The organism is Seinonella peptonophila (assembly GCF_900129355.1).
In the GTDB taxonomy this organism is placed as follows: Bacteria; Bacillota; Bacilli; order Thermoactinomycetales; family Thermoactinomycetaceae; genus Seinonella; species Seinonella peptonophila.
Genome location: NZ_FQVL01000003.1, coordinates 48,808 through 61,579 on the forward strand (window position 1 = coordinate 48,808; position 12,772 = coordinate 61,579).

Sequence of the window (12,772 nt, forward strand, 5' to 3'; positions counted from 1 at the left end):
ATGAATGATTATACCCAAAAATTTGAAGCCAAGTTGATCATTGAATTCGCGCTGGGCTTAACTACGGTTTCTTTCTTCTTTTAAACCTTCTATCAACACTTTTACAACTTCCGGACGTGAAAATTCTGGTGGTGGTAACTCTCCATTGGAGAGCATTTCGCGGACTTTTGATCCGGAAAGAATCAAATGATCTGCTTTATCATGAGGACAAGTCTTATAAGATGCCATTCCATCACAACGACGGCAGTAGAAACTATGTTCAAAAAAAAGCGGCATAATACCAATTTCTTCACTGGTAAAGTGAGAAAAAATCTTCTGCGCATCATACGTACCGTAAAAATTCCCCACTCCTGCATGATCACGCCCTACAATAAAATGGGTACAACCATAATTTTTACGAGCTAAAGCATGAACAATCGCCTCCCTCGGCCCTGCATAACGCATTGATGCAGGAAAAACAGCCATCAGTACCCGATCTAATGGGTAATAATTTTGTAAAATCGCTTGGTAACTCTTCATCCTAATCTCTGCCGATAGATCATCTGTTTTGGTCGTTCCTACCAATGGATTGATAAAAAGAGCATCAACCATTTCCAGTGCTGCTTTTTGAATATATTCATGGGCACGATGAATTGGGTTTCGCGTTTGAAAACCAACAATACTTTTCCAACCACAATGTTGAAAATAGACCCTCGTCTCAGCCGGATATAAATGATAATCTGCGAAGGAATGTAGAGTTGGTTTTTGTAAGCACCAAATATCCCCACCTAAGTATAGTGATGATTGTTGACTTAGACGCATTACCCCCGGATGTGATGGATCATCTGTCCCAAAGATCGCTATTGCTTCTGCGCGTTGATCGACTCGATAAATCTCTTCTACTTCTACAACTGCTACTCTTTCACCCATTTCAGAGAGTAAAACGATATATTGAGCATGTGCAAATGAACGCTCATATTCTTCAGGGATCGGCAACGAAATCGGTATACTCCAAACCAATCCATTTGCTAACCGCATCTGTTCACAAATCGATTGATAATCTTTTTGCCTCACAAAACCAGTTAGGGGTGAGTAAATTCCTGAGGCAATGCAATCTAAGTCGCTTTGAGTCATCTGTGAAATCATGAAAGTTGGAGCATGACGTGTACGTGCTAACCAATCTGCCCTCTCTTCCATGGATACATACCGATTAATCAATTGTCCACCATGTGCTGCAATCAAGTTCCCACCTCCTCATCAGGATTTGAAGATGAAGTGTGCAAACCGCATTCTGTCTTATTAAAGCCTGACCAACGCCCAGACCGTGGGTCTTCACCTGGCTTTACTTTCCTGGTACATGGCCAGCAACCAATGCTCGGATATCCCTGATCATGTAGAGGGTTATAAGGGATGTCATGTTGGCGGATGTACGCCCATACTTGATCATCAGTCCAATATGTAAGAGGGTTTAGTTTTAATAGCTGAAAAGATTCATCCCACTCTACTACATCTGTTTGAGACCGTGTTGTGGACTGCTGTCGGCGAACGCCTGTAATCCAGCCTTCATAGGGCTCTAAATGCTGACGTAAGGGCTCTACTTTACGAAGCTGACAGCAAAGATTTGGATCAGATGCCCATAATTTCTCACCATACTGTTTAGCCTGTTGGTTCAGTGTAAGAAGCGTTGTCACCCGGTGAAACTTGATTTGGTATTTATCGGAAAGCCTTTGTTGTACCTCTTCAACCTCCTTAAATAATAAACTCGTATCTAAATAAAATATCGGAATAGAAGGGTCAACTTGCTGAACCATTCCAACTAATGCTACATCTTCATATCCAAAACTACACGCTAATGTTAATCTTTGTCGTTCCGTCACTTCGTTTCCCCACCGGATAATCTCGATTGGATGAGCTTTTGATAAACTTTGATTTGCCTGTTTTATCTTTTCTTGATCCCAATGTGATCTCATGATTTTATCCTCCTTATAAATTACAAATAATGTAAATTGTTATGAAATTATATATCTAAAAATTCGTTGAATTTTCATCTCATTTATGTTTCACTATTAAAGGGCAAGGTATTTTTGCCCAACATTTCGCATAGATTAGCAATATTGTAAAAGATTATCCTGAGGAGGAACAAAATGACGGAACGAAGAAATTGGATTCTTTTATTCGTCCTAACGCTTGTTTTTTCAGCAAGTGTTTCGTTTGCACAGCCACTGAAGACCAAAGCCCAACCCACTCATCCAGTGATCGAACGACATAAACAGTACAAAACGCCCATCTATATAAAAGATCAATGGAACAAAGTAGCCACGAAACGCAACCAATCCCAACAGCTTTGGATCTATCTCAACCAGAAAAAAGCAGAATTCAAAATCAAAGATGCACGGCTTCATTTTGCTGTAAAGAAAACGAGTACTGATCGTTTAAAGCAAACGCATTATCGGGTGCAACAAATCTACAATGGCGTAAAGGTCTATGGTGCTGAGCAAACGTTTCATTTTAAACCCTCGGGTGAACTGACTTATCTAGGTCTCTTTATTCCACCAGATCAGTTGAAATCGGTTAATACAAAACCAAAGCTAACAAAACTGCTAGCGACAGAAGTCCTAAAAAATGATCTCAAACTTAGTAAATTAGTAGAACTCCCAAAAGTTGATATGGTTCTCTATCCTGATAAGAAAGATTATCGACTCGCCTATTTTGCGAAGATAACCATTCATCATAATCAACCTGCTTATTGGTACTATTTTATCGATGCACATACAGGAAAGATCCTTGCAAAATACAACGCATTACAACATGTAACAGGACATGGAAAAGGCGTCCTCGGGGATGATAAAAACTTTGATGTCCGCTGTGAGACAAGTGGCTCTCCCTGTTACCTTGACGATGTAAACCGTAAAATCCAGACTTACGATGCAGAAAAGCAAGATCAAAATTTGCCTGGCAAACTGATTAAAAGCTCTAGCACCACGTTTAACGAACCTGCTGGCGTTGACGCACATACATACGCCGAAAAAACTTTTGATTTTTATAAAAAGAAATTTGGTCGGAATAGCTTTGATGACAAAGGCGGAAAGTTGATCTCCTCTGTACATGTCGGTGATAAATGGAACAATGCAGCATGGGATGGTAAGCAGATGCTTTATGGTGATGGTGATGGAAAAGTGTTTACCATGCTATCCGGTTCACTTGATGTTGTTGCCCATGAACTTACACATGCTGTAACAGAAAATACCGCTAACCTACAATACTGGGGTGAATCAGGCGCACTAAATGAATCCATTTCTGACATTATGGGAGCGACTATTGATTCAAAGAATTGGTTACTGGGAGAAGATATATATACACCTGATAAATCAGGCGATGCACTTCGCTCTTTAGCTGATCCTCCAAAGTATAAACAACCTGATCATTACAAAGATCGCTATATTGGGTTTCAAGATAATGGAGGTGTGCACACCAATAGTGGGATTAACAACAAAGCTGCTTATCTGATCGCTGCTGGTGGAACTCATCATCAAGTAAAAGTCCAAGGTATTGGACGTGATAAAATGTCCGCAATCTACTATCGTGCATTAACTCTTTATCTGACTCCTAATGCTGATTTTGCTGAGATGCGCAAAGCTGCCATTGAATCAGCTACCGATCTTTATGGTGCGAATTCTGCTGAAGTAACAGCTGTCAAAAAGGCCTATGACTCCATTGGTGTAAATTAAATCTCCAAAACCCTCGATAACATCGAGGGTTTTGACATGTTCACACCATTACTTTTTGAATATGTTGCAAATAACGCCAACGAATAATCAAAAAATAAATGAATTGTGCAAGAGCAAAGCCACCTATTGCAGTAAAAGCTGATATCATTATACTTCCTACTAAAAAAGACTCCTTTAATGCTTGTAAACCAACAATTGTTTGAATGGCTGCAATAACAATTGGAACAAAAAAGAGAGCAAGCAATTGAATTGTAGCCGCACGTTTCATTTCTTGGATACTTAGACCCATTTTTGATAGCCCTCGATAATATTCTTGATCTTGGGTTAATTCTGAATCGAGTTTGAAATATAAGAAACTGGCAGTAAAAATGGAGAAAATAAACGCAATAAATAACCCAATAAAAATAATGACATCAGTGGATTGCTTTAAATCTATATATTCACCAGCTCTTGAGATTAAGTATCCATCCGATTTCTTGCTTAATGCTTCGCGATTCCAGTGCATGAGTTCGACACCGATCTTTGCTTCAAGCGAATGTGGTGATGGAACGCCTGAGTGCTTCCATGCTGGCACATCATAGATCGCCCACTGAAAATGATCTTTACGATCAGGGTATTGATTTTTGAGCTGTTGGTACATCTGATTTGAAACCACTACTAAATCATTTTTCCCTAGTAAAGTATTATTAAATTGGCTAGTTACATGTAATGAAATCTTCCCTTTTTCAGTAACCAATTGATCCTTTTTCTTTCCAGAGCGTGCCTGAACAAACACAGCTTTCTTATCCTGTAAATTACTTTTTGCTAATCCAGCCAATGAAGCAATTTTTCCAAACTCCTGTTCAGAAGTTACAGCAATATTAGAATCTCCTTGAAAATCCACCAATAATCCATTTACCATGATTTGCTGATATTTTATATTTTGTTTGTCTAATTTCGATTCGATATACTTGAGTCCTGGATGTTGAGACTGCCCAACATCTAAATCATAAGTGAGTGCAAATTTTTCATTTTGATACATTTGCTTGTTTACTTGTTGAACCGATAGGATGGTTCCAGCAGCAGAACAAGCCATTACCGTTACCATCGTAATCATAAAAAACATTCTTGCATTATCTTTAATCTTATAAGCCATTTCTGCAACCCAGAGCAGTCGTGTTCTTTGCCAAAAAAAAGATCGATTTCGTTTTAAAAGACGTATGACAAAGATACTTAACTGAGTAAACAATAAATAAGTTCCAATTAAATCTAAACCAATCATGAGTAAAAAGTTCGTTTGTGCCAACTTCTGATTGACTAGAAAGAAAGCTCCACCTAAACAACAGACTGCGACCAGAACGAGCCATATGGAGTAAGCAGGTTCTGATTTTGGTTTTTTTGCTCCTTGTAACAGTTCAAATGCACGGCGTTGGCGAACAAATATTTGTGTCAAGAGGGAAATGAGTAAAAATAAGATTAAAAATGCTCCAATCGTAATCCCAATTGCTTCCCAAGGAAAATACATCCCTAATTCTTTGATCTCAATGATTCGACTACCAATCATTAAAAATAATTTAGCAAGCACCAATCCACCTAACAATCCTGTCGCAGTAGCTGCCCCACCGATTATCATATTTTCTAATAATATTAACCAATTCAATTGTCGACCTGTAGCACCAAGCAATGTTAAAATGCCAAACTCCTTTAATCGTGCCTTTAGAAATGCGGCAATCGAGTAGAAAATAAATAAAAAAGAAAAGAAATAGGTCACATATGAAGCGCCTTTCATTGCTGAGCGCGTCATCATCCCCATGTCGGATTTGGAAAGATCAGGATGAAAAATAAAGATACAATACGTAAAAAAGACCATGATGGCAAAAGAGCTACTCAAATAATAAGTAAAATATGCTCGTATATTTCGCTTCACATTATGAAAAGCGAACTGTTGAAAGCTCATGTGAATCACCACCTAAATAGGACAGCATATCAATAATTTCTTGGAAAAATGTCTGTCGATTTTCGCCTCGATGTATTTCATTTGTTAATTTACCATCACGAATAAAAATGACGCGATGACAATAACTCGCTGCTAGTGGATCATGGGTTACTAAAAGCGTTGTAGTATGATCGATCTGATTAATTTTTTCAATTATTTCCATCACATTTTTCGACGACTTTGAATCCAATGCACCTGTAGGTTCATCTGCAAGCAATAATGATGGATGGTTGCCCTAGCAATTGCAGCCCTTTGCCTTTGTCCGCCGGATACTTCATAAGTTCTCTTATTTAGCAGGCTGACTATATCTAACGCCTCAGCTACCTGCTGAAGACGGTTTTCCATTTCAGATAAACGAATTTTATCCAAGGTAAGTGGTAATACAATGTTTTCAGCAATCGTTAAAGTATCTAAAAGATTAAAGTCCTGGAAAATAAAACCTAACTCCCGACGACGAAAATAAGCTAATTGATTTCTTTTTAGGGTATGTGGGTTTTTTTGATTAATTAAAATCTCACCAGCAGTTGGTACATCAATGGTGGCGATCAAATTGAGTAAGGTTGTTTTTCCGCTTCCTGAAGACCCCATTACACCAATAAATTCACCTTGTTGAACGGTTAAATCAATATCTGACAAGGCTTGTGTCTGCACACGGCCTGGATAGATTTTACTAACCTTACGAACTTCTAAGGTATTCTTCATCAACAATTCTCCCCTTCATTTAATAGCTTTTCACTTACTCAAATTTAATATGAATGTTCTTCTCTTCCCATTGATTCAACTTAAATCTGAATTACTAAATTGTAAGGAGGACAAGAAAAAAACAGCCCTCATTTAAAAGGACTGAGACAATTGAAATGCAGAGAATTTGATGTACAACTAGAGTATGACATATGTAATGACTGACAACCATTTATTAAACTTACGATCCCCTTACATATGTGTAAGATTGGAATATAATCAAAAAAACAGAACCAATTCCTTCCTCAGACTCCATTTCTACTTGATGACCCAGTTTTTCACAAATTTGCTTGACAAGAAATAAGCCCATTCCGGTTGATTCCCGATGCGTACGACCATGTTTACCTGTAAAAAAAGGTTGGAACACTCTTCGTTGATCTTTTTTTGGAATACCAACCCCTTGATCTTTTACTTCTAAATATAGCTTCCCCCGCTTTGCCTTTACGCAAATATGCACCTTCTCTCCTTTCCCAGTTGAATAACGAACAGCATTTGTTATGAGTTGACTTAAAATAAAGGTCAACCATTTTTCATCAGAGTAAACATGCCAAGACGGTTCGATGTTGATCTCAGGATATATATGACTTCTGATAAATAGACGTTTATTCTCCGAAACTACTTTCGTAACAAGTTGATGTAATGGAATCGACTCAACATGAAAATCATGTTCAAATGATTCCAATCGAGTTGCATATAAGACCATTTCTAATCCTTTTTGAAGCCGTTCGAGCTCTTCTTGAATGCTTTCATTTTCATCATGAACCATATCTTGAGTAATCAAGTGGATCACAGCTAATGGTGTCTTCATTTGATGCACCCACTGCGTAATGAAAAAAAGATGGTTCTTTAATTTTTGGCGATACTGAATCAGCTCACTCTGGTAAACCTGATAGTAACTTGCTAAGAGATGTTGAAGTGCTTCACCCACTGCTGTTGTGTCTGGTTGTTCAACACCTTCGTTCAATTGTTTGATAGGTGTATCGAGTCTCCGATAATACTGATCAAGCCGCATTAGTCGGTAGAGGAGCAATCCTATGAGTGATATTGAGCTTAGTAAAAATCCATAGCCATGAACAGCAAAATTTTCATAGCCATCCAGCCAATATATAAATGGGATCATGACAGTTTGAATGGTAAAAATAAGAATGATTGAAAAATGATCACGCCAAAAGAGCTTCATTCTGTCTCTCTCCAAGTCACACTTAATCGGTACCCAGCTCCACGTACTGTTTCGATCACATCTTTCAACGAGAGCTCCAGTAACTTTTTTCGTACACGAGTAACATAGACATTTAATGTATTATCATCAATGAAATGTTGGTCATCCCATAATTTTTCTAATAAACGGTCACGTCTTACCACTCTTGGATAGAATTCCATTAAAGTTTGTAAAAGAATGGACTCTTTATGGCTTAATTCGACGATTTTTTCTGCTAAAGTGAGTTGCATCCGTTCAGGATAAAGAATCAATCCTGCTACTTCAATTGTTCTTTCACCTTTTTGCGCATATTGACCATATGAGCGTCGGAGATGGCTTTTTATTTTTGCCATTACAATTTCATAATCAAATGGCTTGGTTATGTAATCATCAGCACCATTTTCTAATGCCATTACTTGATCCATCTTACCCTCGCGAGCTGTGATAAATAAAATCGGGCAAATCGATGTCTTACGAATTTGACGACACCAGTAGTAGCCATCAAAATAAGGTAAATTAATATCTAGTAACACAAGATCAGGTAGAAGCGAGTGAAATTCATCAAGTATTTTAGAAAAGTCTTGGACTGGCATCGCACGATATCCATATTTTTCTATATGCGAACAAAGTAGTTGTTCTATTTTAGGATCATCTTCTATAATCATAATCTGAAACATTCAAATCTTTCTGCTCCTTTCATGATCTTGTTATCATTATCACCATTACACTTGTTTTCTAGGCTTTTTTGGAAAGATAAAATAAGATAGTGACCAAATTGTATCGATTATAAATATTTTCATCCAAACTGCATTTATTTGATTATAACTTTCATTTTTATATAGGAATCCTGGTTCACTTAAACCAGAGCTAAAATAGAAAAAAAGTTGTATACAAATAAAAAGTAAAAGATGAATCAACCAACTTTTAAATTGTTTCTTTGCATATGCGATTCCATATAAACGTTTTTGATCATATTCTTTCACAGCTTGAGGAACTTCTTCATTTCGCCATTTTGCTACCAACCGCTGAATATAAATATCTAGTTTCTTCGCGTCATGACGACCCCATGTAAATGTATAGACTAAAATGGCAATCATAACTATGGAGAAAGTAGACAGCTTACCAGTATAACTGTAGTTTATCAAAGCCAAACAGGCTACCCATAATTCATTTAGAACCAGCATCACAAGTGCAACAAAACTGCCCAAGCGGAAGTGCAAAACATAGCGTAAAACAAAAAAGGCAATCAAAGTCACCCAAAATATAATTTCCGATATGATAAAAAAAAGCCATTGATGCTCAATTATAGACAAAACCATCTTGAACCTACTCCCCTTTTATGACCCCATAATAAGTTCAGCTTGCAATATAATATCCAGACCTTCAAAATGATGTTATACATCATAAAAATGCACACAATAATATTGGAGGTTACAACATGAAGACACTGATTTGGGTTACGATCATCTTAGTAGCCCTGATCCTGCTTGCTTTTTTTCTAACTATGTATTATTTCTCTCGAAAAACGAATCAACACTCTATTATTCGATCACATCCATATTTAGGCTGGATGCGTTATCTGTTAGAAAAATTAGGACCAGAATTCCGTCAATATTGGTTTGACGACGATAACGCAGGAAAACCGTTCTCCCGCTATGAGTTTATTGGTTTGGTTTTTGCAGCAAAATATCGAACTGACTTGATCGGATTTGGTTCAAAAAAGGATTTCTCATTGCCTGATTATTATATCGCAAACTCTGTTTTTCCTCTGCTTGAAGATGAATTAAAAGTAGATAATCAACAAGCATCAGCTAAAAAATATGTAATCAAAGAAGAAGGTATTTTTAGTAGGAAAGAAAAAATGATTGACGATCAAACTTCTAAATGGCTTTATTCTGATGAGGATGCCATTATTATCGGCCCAGATCGTCAACATCCGTGGGAAGTTAAGGGAATGTTTGGAGCATCCGCTACTTCATATGGATCAATCGGTGAAAATTATATCCTTTCTACAGGACATGGTGCTGCTATGGCTGGAGGCTCTTGGATTAATACTGGTGAGGGAGGCGTTATCACTGAACACCTTCAGACAGGTGCTGATGTGGTTGCACAAATCGGACCTGGATTGTTTGGCTATCGCACTGAAGCAGGTGACTTCTCGTGGGAAGCATTTGTAGAAAAAGCAAGCGAACCCCATATCCGTGCATTTGAACTAAAGTTTGCTCAAGGGGCAAAAATTCGTGGTGGTCACCTTGAGGGAAACAAAGTAAATGCCAAGATTGCCAAAGTTCGCAATGTTCCCGTTGGTAAAACAATTAATTCACCAAATCGATTTCCATTTTTACGACAACCAGAAGAAGCCCTTCGTTTTATTCAACGCTTACAACAAAGAGGCGGAAAACCTGTAGGGATCAAAATTGTAATCGGTCAACAAAAAAGTTTAGAAGAACTGCTGCAAGCTATGATTCGTCTTAATATATTCCCTGACTTTATTACAGTAGACGGTAGTGAGGGTGGTTCAGGAGCAACGTATAAAGCAATGGCTGATGCGATGGGCATGCCACTGATTCCCGCACTCATCACATTTATTGATACTGTTCATCGATATGGAATCCGTGAGCGCTTCCGTGTCTTTGCATCAGGCAAACTCATCTCCCCAGATAAAGTTGCCATCGCTTTAGCTATTGGTGCTGATGCTGTTAATTCTGCACGTGGATTTATGATGGCAAATGGTTGTATTATGGCACTACAATGCCATACAGGACGCTGTCCGGCTGGGGTCGCTACTACTGATCCAAAATATCAAGATGCACTTGTTCCTGAGGAGAAAAAATGGCGAGTGATGAACTATATTATTAGCATGCGTTATAGCTTATTTGCATTAGCTGCTGCAGCTGGTCTAGAAAGCCCACGCCACTTTACCCGTGAACACATTGTTTATAGCAATCCGAATGGTCAATCCGTTAAATTGAGTGAACTGTTCCCTTTACCATCTAAAGAAGAAAGTGATTTTTCTGGAGAGCATGCCTCATAAAACAACGTCCCATAATAGGGGCGTTGCTTTTTATTTTAAAAACTTGCTTACGCTTAACCTAGGGATTGATTATTCTTACCATTGGTATTTTTATGGAATATTTCTTATTTCGAATGGGAATATTCAATCAAACAAAATCAATCCTTAGGAGAAACGAATGACACAGCTGAGAGCAGGATATTATGTTTTTTTAGGAGCTTGTTGCTATGGTAACCTCTCAACAATTACAAAGTTAGGGTTTGCACAGGGATATTCACCAGCAGATCTATTGAGTAGTTCAACATTGTTAGGATGTCTGTTATTATGGTTATATACTTTACCGAAGATACAAAAAATAAAAGTAATTCCAGCAAGAACTATTGTCTTTCTGATCATAGTTGGCTCTATCTGGGGCCTAACCGACATTTTTTATAGTATCACCATAAAGAATTTACCCGCGTCTTTAGCAGTGATATTACTTTTTCAATTCACTTGGATAAGCCAAATCGTCTATATGATTCAAAAGAGAACGTGGCTTACTATATACCAGTGGATCGCACTAGCCAGTGTTTTATTTGGCACTTTTTTAGCTGCGGATTATCATACAAATCAACTTGCATACATAAATTGGCTTGGTTTCGCCTTTGGAGTTTGTAGTGCAATTTCATATACTGCATCTATTTTTATCAGCGACACAGTTGGGCTAAAAATTCATTCCAGCATCCGAAGTACATTGATCGTAACAGGTCAACTGATGTTGATTTGGATTATATTTCCGCCTACTTTTTTGTTTACTTCAGCATTTGCAAATGGATTATGGATATGGGCAGGACTGCTAGGACTTGTTGGGATTTTTGTCACAACCATCACATACACAAAAGGAATTCCCCATATCGGAACCAGTTTAGCTGGGATACTCGGCTCAATTGAACTTCCAATGGTCTTATTACTCGCTTCTTGGATTTTGCATGAACAAGTCGGAATTTCGCAATGGGTTGGCGTCTTTTTCATCTTAGTGGGTATTTATATCTCTAGTCGCTCTAGTTATTAGCCTCTTAACATAACTTACAAATATGACCTACTTTATTATAGTCCTCTAATTATTGAGACTGTGAAGTTCCTATTTACAAAAATTGATATCATTAAAATATCCAATATAACTTCTGTTGGTATGAGCAATCTCTTACTATTTAAGATGACTAGGTCGAGCAGATCTCAGCACCTATTTCTATAGAACCTAGGATGGGAGGGGTAAACCCATCCTAGGTTCGCTCTATTTCAGCACATCATGATCCACATAGCGAGTACCATTTAATTCACTTACCAAATTAATCGCTACTTTTGCTCCATCTCCGGCTGTAATGATGGTATGAACACTTACACCAGCAGCCGTTCCTGCTGCCCATATTCCAGGAACATTGGTTTTTCCTTGCTCATCAGTAGCAAAAACCGTTTTAATCCTTGGCTCAGTACCTTCCTTGGTTTCAAGACCTAATGATTCAGCTAAATTGGTCAATGCGCCTGTTGCGATAATCACATTTTTGGCTGTTACTTCTCCTTCTTCTAGCACAACGCGAAATCCGTCCTCTTGTTTCTCAATCGAGGTCACTCTTCCATCCACCAAAGTAGTTCCAAATTTTTCAGCTTGTTTCTTTCCGATTTCGACCATCTCGGGACCGGTAATCTCCATCACTCCATAATGATTTTCAATCCAAGCTCTCTTGGTCATACTTTTATCGTTATCAATCAATGCAGTTGTCTTCCCTGCTTTTGCTGTAAACAATGCAGCACTTGCCCCAGCAGGGCCTGCCCCAATAATCGCTACTTCATACATATTGATATCACTCCTTATCTCATCATCCTTTTCATTTTACCCTTTCTCAACATCAAAAACATAAACAAAATAAAAAGTGACTATTAGAGTTCTGTATAGGGGGTATTAACACAAACCTTTTTTGAAGCAGCTAAGCCTGGTGATCCACATAGACTTGATAAAGATAAAGATGGTAAAGCATATGAAAGTAATTAACCCTGGTAATACCCAAGGATTTTAATATGATAAAAAGGCGATAACGCACATTGAAAGAATAGATCACTATGGATTATAAAGAAATATTAAATCAGATCATTGGAGTAGA

General features: G+C 37.9%; 10 protein-coding genes and 1 pseudogene. 3 read left to right on the forward strand and 8 right to left on the reverse strand.

The genetic code is table 11. From position 1 onward, the window contains the following. Positions 1-57: 57 nt before the first annotated feature. Positions 58-1,221, reverse strand: a complete 1,164-nt coding sequence (sat, locus tag BUB71_RS07090) for a sulfate adenylyltransferase (protein WP_245815545.1) — start codon at positions 1,219-1,221, stop codon at positions 58-60. Further along, positions 1,218-1,949 (reverse strand): phosphoadenylyl-sulfate reductase, encoded by a 732-nt coding sequence (locus BUB71_RS07095; protein ID WP_073154149.1) that lies wholly within the window; start codon positions 1,947-1,949, stop codon positions 1,218-1,220. Before BUB71_RS07095 ends, sat begins: the two co-directional genes overlap by 4 nt. A gap of 174 nt (positions 1,950-2,123) precedes the next feature. On the opposite strand from BUB71_RS07095, the gene BUB71_RS07100 reads away from it, so the two are divergent. After that, positions 2,124-3,707, forward strand: coding sequence for a M4 family metallopeptidase (locus tag BUB71_RS07100; RefSeq protein WP_073154150.1), 1,584 nt, complete (start codon positions 2,124-2,126; stop codon positions 3,705-3,707). 40 nt (positions 3,708-3,747) lie between these two features. On the opposite strand, the gene BUB71_RS07105 is transcribed toward BUB71_RS07100, so the two are convergent. The 5 genes and pseudogenes from BUB71_RS07105 to BUB71_RS07125 all read right to left on the reverse strand — a co-directional run bounded on the left by BUB71_RS07105 (position 3,748) and on the right by BUB71_RS07125 (position 8,940). Then, positions 3,748-5,643 (reverse strand): ABC transporter permease, encoded by a 1,896-nt coding sequence (locus BUB71_RS07105; protein WP_073154151.1) that lies wholly within the window; start codon positions 5,641-5,643, stop codon positions 3,748-3,750. Beyond that, positions 5,615-6,384: pseudogene (locus tag BUB71_RS07110) on the reverse strand (ABC transporter ATP-binding protein). Before BUB71_RS07110 ends, BUB71_RS07105 begins: the two are co-directional and overlap by 29 nt. 220 nt (positions 6,385-6,604) lie before the next feature. Continuing rightward, entirely contained in the window at positions 6,605-7,603 is a 999-nt protein-coding gene (locus BUB71_RS07115; protein WP_073154152.1) for a sensor histidine kinase, read from the reverse strand. Next, positions 7,600-8,298, reverse strand: a complete 699-nt coding sequence (locus BUB71_RS07120) for a response regulator transcription factor (RefSeq protein WP_073154153.1) — start codon at positions 8,296-8,298, stop codon at positions 7,600-7,602. The genes BUB71_RS07115 and BUB71_RS07120 overlap by 4 nt, the downstream gene beginning before the upstream one ends. A 45-nt stretch (positions 8,299-8,343) precedes the next feature. After that, positions 8,344-8,940 (reverse strand): hypothetical protein, encoded by a 597-nt coding sequence (locus BUB71_RS07125; RefSeq protein ID WP_084731234.1) that lies wholly within the window; start codon positions 8,938-8,940, stop codon positions 8,344-8,346. Positions 8,941-9,059: 119 nt separating this feature from the next. On the opposite strand from BUB71_RS07125, the gene BUB71_RS07130 reads away from it, so the two are divergent. Both BUB71_RS07130 and BUB71_RS07135 read left to right on the forward strand, forming a co-directional pair. Then, the gene (locus BUB71_RS07130; protein ID WP_073154154.1) at positions 9,060-10,655 is read left to right on the forward strand and encodes an FMN-binding glutamate synthase family protein; all 1,596 of its coding nucleotides are present in this window, start codon (positions 9,060-9,062) and stop codon (positions 10,653-10,655) included. Positions 10,656-10,812: 157 nt separating this feature from the next. Continuing rightward, on the forward strand, positions 10,813-11,685 hold the full coding sequence (locus tag BUB71_RS07135) for an EamA family transporter (RefSeq protein ID WP_073154155.1): 873 nt from the start codon (positions 10,813-10,815) through the stop codon (positions 11,683-11,685). A gap of 222 nt (positions 11,686-11,907) precedes the next feature. Here the strand turns inward: BUB71_RS07135 and BUB71_RS07140 are convergent, their stop codons facing one another. Further along, positions 11,908-12,468 (reverse strand): FAD-dependent oxidoreductase, encoded by a 561-nt coding sequence (locus BUB71_RS07140; RefSeq protein ID WP_073154156.1) that lies wholly within the window; start codon positions 12,466-12,468, stop codon positions 11,908-11,910. Positions 12,469-12,772 lie beyond the last annotated feature (304 nt).